The organism is Bradyrhizobium sp. Kon56 (assembly GCF_055807635.1).
This window is the reverse complement of sequence record NZ_JBVVOU010000015.1, coordinates 113312-128783: the sequence shown is the minus strand read 5'-3', so window position 1 is coordinate 128783 and position 15472 is coordinate 113312. Positions and strand designations below refer to the sequence as shown.

The following is a 15472-nucleotide window of genomic DNA, read 5'->3' as shown; positions in this document are numbered from 1 at the left end:
CGATGAGAGCGATATTCGGCAAGCTGCATCGCTGGGCGGGACTGCTCACGGCCGGATTCCTGTTCTTCTCCGGCATCACCGGGGCGATCATCTCCTGGGATCACGAGATCGACGAGGTCCTGAACAGCCATCTGTTCGATGTCAGCAGCAAGGGCCCGGCGATTCCCTCGATCGATCTCGCGAAGATGATCGAGCAGCGTGATCCCCGTGCGCGCGTTGTCTACCTGTTCATGACGCCGGAGAAGGGCCACTCGCTGTGGTTCTTCGTCATGCCGCGGATTGATCCCGCGACCGGCAAGCGCTACGCGCTCGACTACAATCAGATCTTCCTCGATCCCAACACCGGCGCGGAGCTCGGCCGGCGCTATTGGGGCGCGGTGTGGCCGGTGACGCGCGAAAACTTCGTCTCGTTCCTGTACAAGCTGCACTACACCATGCACATCCCGGAATTCTGGGGCAGCGACCGCTGGGGCATGCGCCTGCTCGGCGTGATCGCCATCATCTGGACCATCGATTGCTTCGTCGGCTTCTACCTGACGCTGCCCTCGCGCCGGCGCGCCCGGGCGGCGCGGGCACCCCAGGTCACGCGCCAGCTCGAACGCGGCTTCTGGGCGCGCTGGGCGCCGGCGTGGACCATCAAGACGTCGGGCAGCGCCTACCGGATCAATGTCGACATCCACCGCGCTTTCAGCCTGTGGACCTGGGGCGTGCTCTTCATCATCGCCTTCACGGCGTTCTCGCTGAACCTCTATTTCGAGGTGTTCTCGCCGCTGATGAAAATGGTGTCGAACTACACGCCGACGCCCTATGAGCAGCGGCCGTATCGCGATCTCGACGACCCCATCGAGCCCAAGGTCAGCTTCGCCGACATCGCCGCGCGCGCGGCGGTCGACGGCAAGGGGCGAGGGTGGACCATCCCGGTCGGCTCGGTCAATTACGGCCCGGCCCACGGCGTCTATGCCGCGGCCTTCTTCCACCCCGGCGACGATCACGGCGCCGGCGGCGTCGGCCCGGCGCAGCTCTATTACGACAGCGAGGACGGTCGTCCGATCGGCGAACGGCTGCCCTGGGTCGGCACCGCCGCCGACATCTTCGTACAGGCGCAATTCCCGCTGCATTCGGGCCGCATCGTCGGGCTGTTCGGCCGCATTCTTATCTCGGTCATGGGGCTGGTGGTGGCGGCGCTCTCGGTCACCGGAATCGTGATCTGGTGGCGCAAGCGCCGCGCCCGTGTCCGCGTGCGGGCGACGGCTGCGATGCGCCCAAGCCGGCAGCAACTGACGCCGGCGGAGTAGGGCGTTCGTCCGGCGCGGATGAACCTTACGGCCCGGCACCGGCACAAAGACTGGAGATCACTCCCCGCCTTGCCGGAAATCGCATGAGATCGCTTGCCTTGCTCTGCCTGCTCGTCTTTGCTACGCCCGCCGATGCGGCCACGCCCGAGCAGCATTATCTCGACCTGCGCGATCGCTACATCGCAAAGTTCTCGAAAGCTGCGGAGAACGACGAGACCTATAAGCAGCACGATGCGGCGCTCAAGGAGTTGACGGGCGTCCTGCGCGGCCTGGTGGGCCCCGTCGTGATCAAGGGACTGCCGGCCGACGGCGAGACGAATGCGGACACGCTCTTCAAGGGCGACTCCGGCTTTGGCCATCTCGACGGCCTCGGCTTCGCCTCCGAAGGCGACAAGATGCAAGCGGTGGCGACCACGACCGGCTTGCTCAGGCACTGGCTTCGCGAGCACCGCGAGGACGGCATGCCGCAGGAGATCGGCGCGGCCTTCAAATCGGACCGCTTCTACTATCAGGCGATCCAGGACTCCGCCTTCGCCAAATACGCCGAACTGCCGATCACGAAGCCCGCGGGAGCGAGCGCGGCCGTCGCCGTGCTGGGCGTGCGCGGCAATGGCGACCTGAAGGGACCGCCGCATGAAATCGACGTCGTCGCGATTCAGGGCGACAAGGTCTTCTTTCTCGCGGCAAGCGACGCGGTGAAGACGGCTGAGATCCCGGCCTGCGAAAAGGTCTGGAAGCAGATGATGGCCAAACCCATCGACAAGAAAGACCCCCGCGGCGACATCACCCGCGAAGACAACGCGATGACCGCGTACACGGCGTGCTTCGCCAAGGAGGCACCAAGCCAGAGCTGGTATGCGACGGCGGTCAAGAAAGCGCAGAGTCAGCTGGAGTTGCTGCTCGTGCGCTAGAGCGATCATCCAGTTACCTTCGGGGCTACAACGTTGCGCGCCGCCCTGGCTCAAGAATGCGCAATCGGAAATTGCAGCTTGTCCTGCAGGCGCAACCAAGGCCAAGCAGCGCGAAATCGCCCCAAGCCCGCTCGACGAGGTCGTCGGCCACACTCCGCCCGGATTCGGCGGCGCTCGTGGAACTCGTTCGCGACGAGGGGGTTGCACTGCGGTTGGAACCGAACGGGTAGCACAGTTGAATCGCCGGCAATTCCTGGAAGCCTCGGCATTGACGCCATTGGCGACATTACTACCTGGCGCAGTCTCTGCGGCATCGGCGGCGGAGTTGCCGTTTGGTCCCTCTTATGTCCGCGACCTTGCCCGCAATTTGGCGAGTAAGCCCTTTGCGCCACCAGAGGAAAAGGTCCCGGACGCGCTCAAAGATCTCACCTACGACCAGTACCGGTCAATTCGCTTTCTGCCGGAGCGCGCGGCTTGGCGTAGCGAGAAGCTGCCCTTCGAGGTTCAGTTTTTCCACCGCGGCTTTTTCTATAAGAACAGGGTCGACATTTACGAGGTCGCCGGCGGACGAGCCGTACCGATCAGGTACCGGCGCGACGATTTTGCATTCGGCGACAATATCGGCCAGGTACCGGACGCCGATCTCGGGTTTGCCGGGTTTCGCATTCACGCCCCGATCAATCGCCCCGACTATTACGACGAGGTTTGCGCGTTTCTCGGCGCCAGCTACTTCCGTGCCGTTGCCAAAGGCGAGACGTATGGCCTGTCCGCGCGCGGTCTGTCGATCGATACCGGCGAGAGCAAGGGGGAGGAATTTCCCTTCTTCAAGGCGTTCTGGCTGGAGAAGCCCGCGCCGGGTGCCACATCTGTGGTGGTCCATGCGCTGCTTGACAGCAAGAGCGCTACGGCAAGCTATCGCTTCACGATCAGGCCGGGCGCTCCGACGGTCTTCGACGTGGAGATGTCGCTCTATCCGCGGATCGAGCTGCAGCATGCCGGCCTGGCGCCCATGACAAGCATGTTCTTTTTCGGTCCGAACGACCGACACGATGTCGACGATTTCCGCCCTGCCGTGCACGACTCCGATGGGCTCGCCGTGTTCAACGGAAAGGGCGAGCAACTCTGGCGTCCTCTCAACAATCCGCGCGATCTGCAAGCCAGCACATTCAATGATCTCAATCCTCGCGGCTTCGGCCTGATGCAGCGGGAACGAAACTTCTTTGCCTACGAGGACATCGAATCGCGCTTTGAGCGTCGTCCAAGCCTCTGGGTCGAACCGATCGGAGATTGGGGAGAGGGCAGTGTGGTCCTCTTTGAGATCCCGACCAAGGAGGAAGTTCACGACAACATCGCCGCCTTCTGGCGCCCGAAAACAGCTCTCCAGGCCAAGAGCGAAAACAACTACACCTACCGTCTGCACTGGGGTCCGGACGCGCCGAAGCCCAATTCGCTGGCCCGGTTCACCCGCACAGGCGTTGGCGCGCGGGGCGAGGACAGCAAATTGTTCGTGCTCGAACTCGTCGGCGACGGAGTGAAGGCGGTCGATCCCAACAAGGTAAGGGGTGCCGTCAGCGCCGACAAATCCGAGATCAAGAACGTCGTCACACAGCCAAACCCGGAAACCGGCGGCTGGCGCCTGAGTTTCCAGTGCGCCGTGAAGGACGCGCCGATCGAGTTGAGGGCGATCTTGATGCAGGGCGAACAGCCGATCTCTGAAGTCTGGGTTTACCGATGGGCGCCCTGACGACCTCGCCCGCGCTCTCGCTTGAGCTTGGCATTCGGTATCTTCCCGACGAAACGCCTCTCCCCATGCAGCCTTGCCGATTGGACCGGACTAACCGTGCCGATCCGGGGCGACTGCGGACCGCCCCTGCCGTTGCAGCGCGGCGCCTGTTCATTCTTGGCGGAACGGTCGCGATTACCGCTGCGGGCGCTGTTGAGATGTACGATGTTCTCAAGGTTGGTGGCGTCACGGTCCTCGAAGGCATGGTGTTCGGGTTGTTTCTCGTGCTGCTTGCCTGGATCGCGTTTTCGTTCGTGTCTTCAGTCGCCGGTTTTTTTGTGCTCCTGCGGGGACGGCCGGATGTGCTGCCAATTGACAGCCAGGGTCCGCTGCCTGCGATCACCGGCCGAACGGCGATGCTGTTGCCGACCTATAACGAGGATCAGCACCATCTCATGGCGCGACTCCGCGCCATGTACGAGTCGGTCGGCGAAACCGGACAGGCCCCATTGTTCGACTGGTTTCTGCTCAGTGACACGACAGATCCGGACATCTGGATTGCCGAGGAGCTTGCGTTTCTGGAACTGCAGCGCAACTGCGGTTCGGGCCATCTCTACTATCGTCACCGATCCGACAACACCGCCCGAAAGTCCGGCAACATCGCCGAATGGGTGAGGCGGTTCGGTGGCGCCTACGACTACATGATCATTCTCGACGCGGACAGTCTGATGAGCGGAGAGACCATCGTGCGGCTGGCGGGCGCGATGGAATCGAACCCGCAAGCCGCGCTGATTCAAACGCTTCCGATCGTCGTCAATGCGCGAACCCTGATTAGCCGGCTTCAGCAGTTCTCGGGTCGTTTGTACGGCCCGCTGATCGCGGCCGGGAACACCTGGTGGCACGCCTCAGAGGGCAACTACTGGGGACATAACGCCATCATCCGGGTGCAGGCTTTTGCGCAAGAGGCGGGCCTGCCCGAATTGCGCGGGAGGAAGCCTTTCGGCGGCCATATCCTCAGCCACGATTTTGTCGAAGCCGCACTAATGCGACGAGCGGGATGGGGAATTTTCATGGCTCCAGGTCTCGGCGGGAGTTTCGAGGAGGTGCCCCCGTCGCTTCTGGATTTCGCGGCGCGCGACCGCCGCTGGTGTCAGGGCAATCTCCAGCATCTTGCCGTTCTACCGGCTCGAGGCCTGCACTGGGTCTCCAGGCTTCACCTGTTGACCGGGATCGGATCCTACCTCACCGCGCCGCTATGGCTGCTGTTTCTATTGCTCGGAATCCTGACCTCCTTGCAGGCCTATTTCGTCAAGCCGGAGTACTTTCCCAAGGGCTTCTCGTTGTTTCCAACGTGGCCCGCACAGGATCCCGTGCTCGCCGCCTGGGTCTTTGCCGCGACAATGGGGCTGCTCATCGTGCCCAAATTGCTGGCCTACCTCGTTTTGCTCACCAAGCGTGCGGAACGGCAGGCATTCGGCGGCGGATTTCGCGTGCTGCTGGCGGTGGTCGCCGAGAGCCTGCTTGCCGCCTTGATCGCCCCCTCCATGATGATCTTTCAATCCACCGCCGTGGCGGAGATCCTGCTGGGCCGTGACGCGGGCTGGCAAGTGCAACGGCGAAGCGATGGCAGGATCACGCGCGACGAAGTCTATCGCAAGTTCACGGTGCCGACCCTATGCGGTCTGGCCATGGCGGCAAGCGCCTACGCCGTGTCGCTTCCGCTGCTGCTCTGGATGTCACCGGTGATCATCGGCCTGGTTTGCGCCATTCCGATCGGTCTCGTCACCTCGACGGCACCGCGAATGGCGCGCCTGTTTGCAACCCCGGAGGACAATCGCGTGCCGGCGCTGCTGCAGAGGGCGAGAGAGCTTGCCAGCCTGGATCGGATCGAGCCACACGGGGCCCTGATCGAACTTAGACAGAATCCCGCGTTGCTGGGACCGCACATGCAGTCCCTCGAAACGCCGCCGCGCAAATCGGGCCAAATCGACATAGATCTCGCGATCGGCCGGGCCAAGATTGAGCAGAGCGACGATTTCGAGGAAGTCGTCAGCAGCCTCAGCGCACGCGAGACGCTTGCCGTGCTGAAGCACCCACACGCCCTCGAGCAGGTCATGCGCATGCCGCGAGCTACCGCTTCCGCGGAAGTCTAGATCATGGCGGTGTAGGACAGGGGTTGACGACCCGGCTGGGCTTGGGCCGAGAGCGAGATGTTTGCTGTGCGCGCGGTCCCAGCCTACAGCGAACTGCCACCCAAATTCCAGCCGCGACCACCCTCGCCAAAGATCTCGTAACCCGTCGCCGTCACCGCAACCGTGTCCTCGAGCTTGATGAACCCGCGCTTCGGATGCTTCATCGTGGTCTCGATCGACACCACCATGCCAGTTTCGAGCGGCAGCCGCGCATCCGTGTCGTCGTAGGGGATCGGACCTTTGGCCGTCAGGCGAGGGGCCTCGTGGCTGACGAGGCCCATGCCGTGGGCCAAAAACTCCGTGCAGTCGCGCTGGGTGATCTTCGCGAGCTGCCGCTCGGCCGCGACGTAGATGTCGCCGCCCATGGCGCCCGGCCTGACCGCCGCGAAGGCGGCGCGCTGGACCGCCTCGATCTCGGCCAGACAGTCCTTCAGCTCGGCATCGGGATCGCCGAGCACGGCCATGCGCGCGAGGTCGCCGATATAGCCGTGATAATTGCCGCCGGAATCGAGCGACAGCACGTCACCTTGCTCCCAGCGCTGCGCCGAGGGCGCCCGGTTGTGGCTGTTGCCGCAGGCGAGCAAGCAGTATTCGAAGGTCAGCCCGCGATTGGCTTCGGCGAGCCGCAAGGCGTCCGACAATTGCTGCTTGGTCGTGCCCGGCCCGTGCCCGGCGATCACCGCCAGCATCGAGGCGATCACCAGTTCGGACGCCGTCTTGAGCTTCGCAAGCTCGTCCGCCGACTTCACCGCCCGCAGCCGCTCCAGCACCAGCAGCGCGTCCTTGAGCTCGGCGCCGGACAGGGCGTCACTGAGCGCCCGGCCCGCATCCATCGGCAGGAACGCCATCTCGACCCCGACCCGCTTCAGGGGCACGCCGGCATCGCGGATCAGGCTTACGGCCCGCGTAATCGCATCGACCGAGCCGTTGGACTCGGTCCGCACCTGCGCCACCCATGGCGGCGCCACGGCGCGCTGATGGGTTTCCAGACGGTGGCCGACATAAACCGCCTTGTCGGGTGCGCCCTTGGGATAGACCAGCACCGGCAGATAGCGGCTGACGCCGAGCGCATCCATGTAGTCGAAGAAGATCGCGCGCTCGGCACCCAGCAGGTACTGCACATTGTGCTTGGAGGTCGCGACCAGGACGTCGAGGCCGGCAGCCTCCATCAGGCGGTCGAGCTTGGCGGCGTCGAATGGAATGGCGCGCGAGCGGTCTGCGCGGGCGACGTTCTCCTGCATGACGAACCTCCCAATGCTGCCGTGGCGACAACCGCTGCGTCGGTTTGCCCGGGGATTTGTTGGCACAAGTTTGATCCGAAAGAGGGGTTCTGGGTAGCTGCGGAATGATCTGGCCTGACCTGCACAGCCATATCCACGATTCGCATAAGGTATATTATGGAATATCATTATATCAAATCAGATCAGTTATTTAGCTAGAATTCCTCTCATCGCACCTTCGTTCCCGGTCCTTTTCCAGGCTGGCCGTCGGACGTGGTCCCGACTTTTGACGGCTACTGTGCATGGGGTTGTTTTTCGGTTTTTGAATCGGGCCGATGCCGCCGAAAGCCGATATTGCCGTGAGGATGTCCGGCTGCAATAAGCGAGGCTTCGCGAGATCGCAGATGACCTTCTGACCTTCCGTCCGTATAGGTTTGCATCTCAGAACAACAACAAACTTTCCGAGGAAGCAGACCCATGAGCTTTTCCCGCCGCACGCTTCTCAAGGCCTCCGCCGCGACCGCGGTCCTGGGCGGCCTCAGTGCGCCCCATGTGGCCCGCGCCCAGAGCGCCGAGTTCACCTACAAATACGCCAATAACCTGCCGGACACGCATCCGCTGAACGTGCGCGCCAAGGAGATGGCCGCGGCGATCAAGGCCGAGACAGGCGGCAAGTTCGACCTCCAGATCTTCCCGAACAACCAGCTCGGGTCTGACACCGACATGCTGAGCCAGATCCGGTCCGGCGGCGTCGAGTTCTTCACGCTGTCGGGGCTGATCCTGTCGACCCTGGTACCGGCGGCGTCCATCAACGGCATCGGCTTCGCGTTCCCGGACTACGGCACGGTCTGGAAGGCGATGGACGGCGATCTCGGCGCCTTTGTCCGCGGCGAGATCAAGAAGGCCGGGCTCGAAGTCATGGACAAGATTTGGGACAACGGCTTCCGCCAGACCACGTCGTCGAGCAAGCCGATCACCCATCCGGACGATCTCAAGGGCTTCAAGATCCGCGTGCCGGTGTCGCCGCTATGGACCTCAATGTTCAAGGCATTCGATGCGGCGCCCGCCTCGATCAATTTCGCCGAGGTCTATTCCGCGCTGCAGACCAGGATCGTCGAGGGCCAGGAGAACCCGCTGGCGATCATCTCGACCGCCAAGCTCTACGAGGTGCAGAAATACTGCTCGCTGACCAACCACATGTGGGACGGCTTCTGGTTCCTGGCCAATCGCAAGGCGTGGAGCAGCCTGCCCGAGGATGTGCGCACCATCGTCGCCAAGAACATCAATGCCGCAGCGCTCAAGGAGCGTGAGGATACCGCCAAGCTCAATGCCAATCTGCAGCAGGAGCTCGCGGGCAAGGGCCTGACCTTCAATCAGCCCGCGGTCGCGCCGTTCCGCGACAAGCTGCGCTCCGCCGGCTTCTATGCCGAGTGGAAAGGCAAATATGGCGACCAGGCCTGGGACCTGCTGGAAAAAGCCGTCGGCAAGCTGTCGTAACGCGTTGGAGCCGTCATGGCTCATCTTGAGGTCGAAGTGAGCGGAGTGGCGGGCGAGGCGGCTGTTCGGTCCCCTCGCCGGCCTTCCTTGCTGGCCTCGACGGAGCGCGCACTCGGTCTCCTCGTCGAAATTCCGGCGGCCATTTTGGTGGTCGCCGAGATTGCGATCCTGTTTGCCGGCGTGGTCGCGCGCTACGGCCTGCACCGGCCGCTGATCTGGTCGGACGAGCTGGCCTCGATCCTGTTCCTGTGGCTCGCCATGCTGGGCGCGGCGGTGGCGTTCCGCCGTTCCGAGCACATGCGCATGACCGCGGTCGTCGCCAGCGCCAGGCCGGCCACGCGGGCCTGGCTCGATCTGGTCGCGACCTGCGCGGCGCTGGCCTTCCTGGCGCTGATCGTCTGGCCGTCCTGGGACTACGCCTACGAGGAAAGCTTCATCACCACGCCGGCGCTGCAGATCTCCAATATGTGGCGCGCCGCGGCATTGCCGGCCGGCATCTGCCTGATGGCGGCGTTCGCGCTGTTGCGGCTGCTGCGCGCAGTCGATTACCGCATGGTGCTGACGGCCGCGGTCGCCGTTGCCGTCGTCGTCGGCTTGTTCTGGCTGGCGCAGCCATATCTGCGGCCGCTCGGCAATCTCAACCTCGTCATCTTCTTCGTCGGCGTCGCCGGCTTCTGCGTCTTTGCCGGCGTTCCCATCGCGTTCGGCTTCGGGCTCGCGATCTTCGGCTATCTGGCACTGACCACGCGCACGCCGGTCATCGTACTGATCGGGCGGATGGACGAGGGCATGAGCCACCTCATTTTGCTCTCGGTGCCGCTGTTCGTATTTTTGGGGCTCCTGATTGAAATGACCGGCATGGCACGGGCCATGGTGGCGTTCCTGGCCAGCCTGCTCGGCCATGTCCGCGGTGGGCTGCATTACGTGCTTGTCGGCGCGATGTACCTGGTCTCCGGCATCTCAGGTGCCAAGGCCGCGGACATGGCCGCGGTCGCGCCCGTGCTGTTCCCGGAGATGAAGCAGCGCGGCGCCAAGCCCGGCGATCTCGTCGCGCTTCTTGCGGCCACCGGCGCGCAGACCGAAACCATTCCGCCGAGTCTCGTGCTGATCACGATCGGATCGGTCACGGGCGTCTCGATCGCCGCTTTGTTCACCGGCGGCCTGCTGCCCGGGGTGGTGCTGGCGATCACGCTGTGCATGCTGGTGTGGTGGCGCTACCGCCACGAGGACATGAGCCATGTCCGTCGCGCCACAGGCGGCGAGATCGGCAAGACCTTCGTCATCGCCCTGCCCGCGCTCGCGCTGCCCTTCGTGATCCGCTACGCCGTGGTCGAAGGCATCGCGACCGCCACCGAAGTCTCCACCATCGGCATCGTCTATGGCGCCCTGGTCGGCCTCCTGGTCTACCGCCGCTTCGACTGGCGGCGGCTGTTTCCGATGCTGGTCGAAACCGCGGCGCTGTCGGGCGCGATCTTGCTGATCATCGGCACGGCGACCGGCATGGCCTGGGGCCTGACGCAATCAGGGTTCTCGCGCTCGCTGGCGTCGGCCATGACCGGACTGCCGGGCGGCGCGGCGACCTTCATCGCCGTCTCGATCCTGGCCTTCACCATCCTCGGCAGCGTGCTCGAGGGCATCCCGGCGATCGTGCTGTTCGGGCCGCTGTTGTTTCCGATTGCGCGTGCGGTCGGCGTGCACGAGGTGCACTATGCCATGGTGATCATTCTCGCCATGGGTATCGGGCTATTCGCCCCGCCCTTCGGGGTCGGTTATTATGCCGCCTGCGCCATCGGACGCGTCGATCCGGCCGAAGGCATCAGGCCGATCTGGGGCTATCTGCTGGCGCTGCTGGTAGGATTGATCGTGGTCGCCGTCTTTCCGTGGATCTCCATCGGATTCCTGTAGGCCGGCGCGTAAGGGAGGTGTCGATGAGCGAGCGGCAGAACCAGTACAATATCGGCCTCGACAAGACGCCCGCCAACTACGTGCCGCTGAGCCCGTTGAGCTTTCTCACACGCAGCGCCGCGGTCTATCCCGATCACGTCAGCACGGTCTACGAGGGGCGCAGCTTCACCTGGCGCGAGACGCATGAGCGTTGCAAGCGCTTTGCTTCGTACCTTGCCGGCAAGGGCATCGGCGTCGGCGACACCGTCGCGGCGATGCTGCCGAACATTCCGGCGATGAACGAGGTGCATTTCGCCGTCCCCATGACGGGTGCGGTGCTCAATGCGCTGAACATCCGGCTGGATGCACCTTCGATCGCATTTCAGCTCGACCATGGCGGCGCCAGGATCATTCTGGTCGACCCCGAATTTTCCGGCGTGATCACCGATGCGCTGTCACAGATGAGTGGCCCAAAACCGTTCGTGATCGACGTCGACGACGCCGCCTTCAAAGGCGGCGGGCGCATCGGCGAGATCGAGTACGAGGCCGCGCTCGCGCAAGGCGATCCTGACTTCGCGGCGATCCTGCCGGGCGATGAATGGGATGCGATCGCGCTGAGCTACACCTCGGGCACCACGGGAAATCCCAAGGGGGTCGTCACCCATCACCGCGGCGGCTATCTGAACGCCGTCAGCAATATTCTCGCGGGCCAACTCGGCCAGCATCCGGTGTACCTCTGGACGCTGCCGATGTTCCACTGCAACGGCTGGTGCTTCCCCTGGACCATCGCAGCCGCCGCCGGCATCAACGTCTGCCTGCGCAAGGTCGAGCCGACGAAAATCTTCGAGCTGATCAAGCAGCACGGCGTCACCCATATGTGCGGCGCGCCGATCGTCTACAACACGCTGATCAACGCGCCCGATGCACCGAAGGGCGATGCCGCGCGCCGCGTCGTCGGCCTGATCGCCGGTGCCGCGCCGCCGGTCGCGGTGCTCGAGGGCGCCGAGAGCATCGGCATCAAGCTGACGCACGTCTATGGCCTGACCGAGGTCTACGGCCCCGCTTCCGTCTGCGCCGAGCAGCCTGGCTGGGATGATCTGCCCGCAGCCGAGCGCGCCAGCCTGAAGCGGCGGCAGGGCGTGCCCTACCCGCTCGAGGAAGCCGTCACCGTCATCGATCCGCAGACCATGAGGCAAGTACCGCGCGACGGCGAGACCATCGGCGAGGTCATGTTCCGCGGCAACATCGTGATGAAGGGCTACCTCAAGAACGACAAGGCGACGCAGGAAGCCTTCGAGGGCGGCTGGTTTCACACCGGCGATCTCGGCGTGCTCGACGCGCACGGCTACGTCATCATCAAGGATCGCTCGAAGGACATCATCATCTCCGGCGGCGAGAACATTTCCTCGGTCGAGGTCGAGGACATTCTCTACAAGCACCCGGCCGTGCTGTTCGCCGCCGTGGTCGCAAAGCCCGATCCGAAATGGGGCGAAGTGCCCTGCGCCTTCGTCGAGCTGAAGGACGGCGCAAGCGCGAGCGAAGCCGATATCATCGCCTTCTGCCGCTCGCATATGAGCGGCTTCAAGACGCCGAAGGCCGTGGTGTTCGGGCCTATCCCGAAAACGTCGACGGGAAAGATCCAGAAATTCCTGCTGCGCAACGAAGCGGGATCGGCGAAGGCAATCTCGAACTGAGCTTGTCTCGACCTCCGCGGCGGTTGGGTGTCGCCGCGAAATCATTGCGTAGTTTCGACTAGTCGGCTTCGCCGAGGCCCCGTCGTCCTCACATCTTCTTGTAGGCGTCAACCAGCGCCTGGCCGTCGGCTCCCGCCTTCTTGAGCCAGTCGGCAGTGAGCTGCTCGCCAATCTTCTGGAAGCCGGCCTTCAGGGCCGGGCTCGGCGGCTCGACCGTCATGCCCTTTGCCTTGAGCTGATCGATGTACCAGGTGCTCTTGTCCTGCCAGGCCTTCCAGCCGCGGGTTTCCGCGATCGCGGCGGCCTTGAGGATGGCCTCCTGGGTCGGCTTGTCGAGCGCCTCGAACGCAGCCTTGTTGACGAAGGTGTAGTCCTTCGGGATCCAGGCTTGCACGTCATAGAAGTACTTCAGCGACTCCCATGCCTTCGCATCGTAGCCCGTGCCGCCTGACGACATGAAGGAGTTCACGACGCCGGTCGCAAGTGCCTGCGGCAGCTCGGCGGCTTGAATGGTGACCGACTGCGCGCCAACCAGCTCGCCGATGCGCGCGGTCCCAACGTTGTAGGCCCGCCATTTCAGGCCCTTCATGTCTTCGATGGTCGCAAGCGGCTTGCTGACATAGACGCCCTGCGGCGCCCACGGCACGACGAACAGGAGCTTCAGACCCTGCGCATCGAGCTTCTTGGTAATCAGCGGCTTCGACGCCTGGTACAGCTTCATGGCATCCGGGAAGCTGGTCGCCAGAAACGGCACGACGTCGACGCCGAATACCGGATCCTCGTTCTCGTGGATCGACAGCAAGACTTCGCCCATCTGCGCCTGCCCGGTCATCACCGCGCGCTTGATGTCGGGCGCCTTGAACAGTGAGGCGCCCGGATGAACCGTGATCTGGAGCTTGCCGGACGTGCCGGCTTCGACGTCCTTGGCGAACGCGACGAGATTCTCGGAGTGCGGATTGTCGGCCGGATATGCCGCCGGCAGATTCCATTTGGTCTGAGCCAAAGCGGGTGTCGCAGCCAGCACGGCGCTGGCGATCAAGGATGCGCGGAATAAACGAGACATCATCGGGCTTCTCCTCACAGTCAATTTCAAAACCGGTACGCTCAGTCTGGGAAAGCAAGCTTGGGCAGGAACATCACGATCTGCGGATATTCCGTGATGATGAACACGGCGGCGAGCAACAGGACGAAGAACGGGAACGCCGCCCGCGCGACGGTCAAGGTATCACGCCCGCTCATGTTCTGGAGCACGAACAGATTGAAACCGACCGGCGGCGTGATCTGCGCCATCTCCACGTGGATGATGAGATAGACGCCGAACCAGACCAGGTCGAGACCGGCCTGCTTGACCATCGGCAGCACGATCACGGCGGTCAGAACGATCATCGAGATGCCGTCGATCAGGCATCCCAGGATGATGTACATGATGCTCAGATACAGCGCGAGCATGCCCGGCGTCAGCTGCTGGCCCTGGACCCAGGTGGCGAGCGCCGCCGGAATGCCCGTATAGGCCATCGCTGCGGTCGTGTAGGCAGCGCCTGCCAGGATCAGCATGATCATGCAGGTCAGGCGCGTCGCGCTCATGATGCTCTCGAGGAAGTTCTTGCGCGTGAGCGTGCGGCTCCACCACGCCAGCAGCAAAGCGCCGCTGACACCCCAGGCCGCACACTCGGTCGCGGTCGCAAACCCCAGCACGAGCGAGAGGAAGACGGCCAGGATCAGCAGCAGGCACGGAACGAGCTTGGCCGACTCCTGGAGCTTCCGCCGAAACGACATCGGAGGGTCACGCGGCGGAATCTTGCTGGGGTTCAGCAGCGACCAGACGATGATGTAGCCGGAATAGAGCACCATCACGAGCACGCCGGGCAGGAAGCCGCCGAGGAACACCTGAAGCACGGAGACATTCGCCGTGACCGCATAGACCACCATCGGGATCGACGGCGGGATCAGCAGGCCGAGCGTGCCGGAGCCCGCGAGCGAGCCTAGACTCAAGCCCTTATCGTAACCACGCTTGTCCAGTTCGGGCAGCGCGATCTTGCCGATGGTCGCACAGGTCGCCGCCGACGAACCCGACACTGCCGCGAAGATGCCGCAGCCGATCACGTTGACATGGGTCAGACGCCCCGGCAGCCACTGCACCCAGGGCGACAGGCCCCGGAACATTTCCTCGGATAATTTGGTGCGGAAGAGGATCTCGCCCATCCAGATGAACAACGGCAGCGCAGCCAGCGTCCATGACGAGCTTGCGCTCCATGTCGTGGTCGCAAGCACGGAGCCGAGCGGCAGGCTCGTGGTCAGCGCCATGGCCACGAAGCCGACGAGCCCCAGCGAAACCGCGATCCAGATGCCACTTCCCAGCAGCACGATCATGACGCCGAGCAGAATGAACGATAGTTCGAGCATGCCGAGATGGGCCATCGTCAACCTCCGCCGCCCTGCGATATCCGCTCGATGAATTCGTCCGGAGTCTCGTCCGGCGAGCCCTTCTCGTAGCTCGGCCGGTTGCCGCTGATGACACTGACCATTTCATCAATGAGCGCGATCGAGAGGATCACGAGTCCGCCGGAAAACCCGAGCTGCGGAATCCAGAGCGGAAGCGCGACGACGCCCTGCGCCACGTCGTTGAAGCGCCAGGAATCGTAGGTCATCTGCACGGCATGCCGGGTGAAATAGAGGATGAAAGCGGCGGCAATACCAAGGGCCACGACCTCCGCCACCTGTTTGGAGCGCCCATGCAGACGCTCCAGCAACAGGCCGACCCGGATCATCTCTCCGCGCTTGAAGGTGTGAGCGAGGCCGAGGAATGCCATCGCGGCCATGCACCATGAGGCGAAATCATCGCCGGCGGGAATGTTGACCGCAAACTGGCGCCCGATCGACATGATCATCATGATTGCAAAGATCGCAACCATGAAGGCGCCGGCGGCGTAGCCCGCACCGAGATAAAGGAGATCTAGCGCGCGTCGCACCGGCCCCCGGCTCGTGACATCGTCCCCTGCCAACGCGATCCCCATCCTCATACGAAGCGATTCAGAAGGTCCCGGCGATCGCACGTC

At 63.7% G+C, this 15472-nt stretch carries 11 protein-coding genes; 7 read left to right on the top strand and 4 right to left on the bottom strand.

The features are described 5' to 3' along the window. The first annotated feature begins 2 nt into the window (after positions 1 to 2). The 4 genes from fsrB to mdoH all read left to right on the top strand — a co-directional run bounded on the left by fsrB (position 3) and on the right by mdoH (position 6082). Positions 3 to 1295: a siderophore utilization protein FsrB gene (gene fsrB, locus AC0L3B_RS23375; RefSeq protein WP_247390664.1), complete on the top strand. Its 1293-nt coding sequence runs from the start codon at positions 3 to 5 to the stop codon at positions 1293 to 1295. A gap of 83 nt (positions 1296 to 1378) precedes the next feature. After that, the gene (locus AC0L3B_RS23370) at positions 1379 to 2206 is read left to right on the top strand and encodes a hypothetical protein (RefSeq protein WP_473381110.1); all 828 of its coding nucleotides are present in this window, start codon (positions 1379 to 1381) and stop codon (positions 2204 to 2206) included. Positions 2207 to 2483: 277 nt separating this feature from the next. Next, positions 2484 to 3950: a glucan biosynthesis protein G gene (locus AC0L3B_RS23365; RefSeq protein WP_473381116.1), complete on the top strand. Its 1467-nt coding sequence runs from the start codon at positions 2484 to 2486 to the stop codon at positions 3948 to 3950. Continuing rightward, positions 3938 to 6082, top strand: a complete 2145-nt coding sequence (gene mdoH / locus AC0L3B_RS23360) for a glucans biosynthesis glucosyltransferase MdoH (protein WP_446481381.1) — start codon at positions 3938 to 3940, stop codon at positions 6080 to 6082. Before AC0L3B_RS23365 ends, mdoH begins: the two co-directional genes overlap by 13 nt. 83 nt (positions 6083 to 6165) lie before the next feature. Here the strand turns inward: mdoH and AC0L3B_RS23355 are convergent, their stop codons facing one another. Continuing rightward, positions 6166 to 7362: a M24 family metallopeptidase gene (locus tag AC0L3B_RS23355; RefSeq protein WP_446481382.1), complete on the bottom strand. Its 1197-nt coding sequence runs from the start codon at positions 7360 to 7362 to the stop codon at positions 6166 to 6168. A 456-nt stretch (positions 7363 to 7818) separates the two neighbouring features. Between AC0L3B_RS23355 and AC0L3B_RS23350 the strand changes: the two genes are divergently transcribed. From AC0L3B_RS23350 to AC0L3B_RS23340, 3 genes are read left to right on the top strand one after another with little or no spacing between them, the layout of a single operon-like run. After that, positions 7819 to 8838, top strand: coding sequence for a TRAP transporter substrate-binding protein (locus AC0L3B_RS23350; RefSeq protein ID WP_018457847.1), 1020 nt, complete (start codon positions 7819 to 7821; stop codon positions 8836 to 8838). A 15-nt stretch (positions 8839 to 8853) separates the two neighbouring features. Beyond that, entirely contained in the window at positions 8854 to 10743 is a 1890-nt protein-coding gene (locus AC0L3B_RS23345) for a TRAP transporter large permease (RefSeq protein ID WP_204511186.1), read from the top strand. A gap of 23 nt (positions 10744 to 10766) precedes the next feature. Further along, positions 10767 to 12416, top strand: a complete 1650-nt coding sequence (locus tag AC0L3B_RS23340; RefSeq protein WP_473381109.1) for an acyl-CoA synthetase — start codon at positions 10767 to 10769, stop codon at positions 12414 to 12416. Between the two features lie 88 nt (positions 12417 to 12504). On the opposite strand, the gene AC0L3B_RS23335 is transcribed toward AC0L3B_RS23340, so the two are convergent. The 3 genes from AC0L3B_RS23335 to AC0L3B_RS23325 are packed head-to-tail and all read right to left on the bottom strand — an operon-like array spanning position 12505 to position 15430. Beyond that, entirely contained in the window at positions 12505 to 13482 is a 978-nt protein-coding gene (locus AC0L3B_RS23335) for a TRAP transporter substrate-binding protein (protein WP_204511188.1), read from the bottom strand. A 38-nt stretch (positions 13483 to 13520) separates the two neighbouring features. Continuing rightward, entirely contained in the window at positions 13521 to 14834 is a 1314-nt protein-coding gene (locus AC0L3B_RS23330) for a TRAP transporter large permease (protein WP_377790865.1), read from the bottom strand. A 2-nt stretch (positions 14835 to 14836) separates the two neighbouring features. After that, positions 14837 to 15430 carry a TRAP transporter small permease gene (locus AC0L3B_RS23325; protein ID WP_018457852.1) on the bottom strand — a complete coding sequence of 198 codons (594 nt, stop codon included), beginning with the start codon at positions 15428 to 15430 and terminating at the stop codon, positions 14837 to 14839. Positions 15431 to 15472 lie beyond the last annotated feature (42 nt).

Bases quoted from the DNA above. Each gene is read 5' to 3' on its own strand.
- AC0L3B_RS23345 (WP_204511186.1), top strand. From the start codon at position 8,854: ATGGCTCATCTTGAGGTCGAAGTGAGCGGAGTGGCGGGCGAGGCGGCT.
- AC0L3B_RS23330 (WP_377790865.1), bottom strand. From the start codon at position 14,834: ATGGCCCATCTCGGCATGCTCGAACTATCGTTCATTCTGCTCGGCGTC.
- mdoH (WP_446481381.1), top strand. From the start codon at position 3,938: ATGGGCGCCCTGACGACCTCGCCCGCGCTCTCGCTTGAGCTTGGCATT.
- AC0L3B_RS23340 (WP_473381109.1), top strand. From the start codon at position 10,767: ATGAGCGAGCGGCAGAACCAGTACAATATCGGCCTCGACAAGACGCCC.
- AC0L3B_RS23325 (WP_018457852.1), bottom strand. From the start codon at position 15,430: ATGGGGATCGCGTTGGCAGGGGACGATGTCACGAGCCGGGGGCCGGTG.
- fsrB (WP_247390664.1), top strand. From the start codon at position 3: ATGAGAGCGATATTCGGCAAGCTGCATCGCTGGGCGGGACTGCTCACG.
- AC0L3B_RS23355 (WP_446481382.1), bottom strand. From the start codon at position 7,362: ATGCAGGAGAACGTCGCCCGCGCAGACCGCTCGCGCGCCATTCCATTC.
- AC0L3B_RS23350 (WP_018457847.1), top strand. From the start codon at position 7,819: ATGAGCTTTTCCCGCCGCACGCTTCTCAAGGCCTCCGCCGCGACCGCG.
- AC0L3B_RS23335 (WP_204511188.1), bottom strand. From the start codon at position 13,482: ATGATGTCTCGTTTATTCCGCGCATCCTTGATCGCCAGCGCCGTGCTG.
- AC0L3B_RS23370 (WP_473381110.1), top strand. From the start codon at position 1,379: ATGAGATCGCTTGCCTTGCTCTGCCTGCTCGTCTTTGCTACGCCCGCC.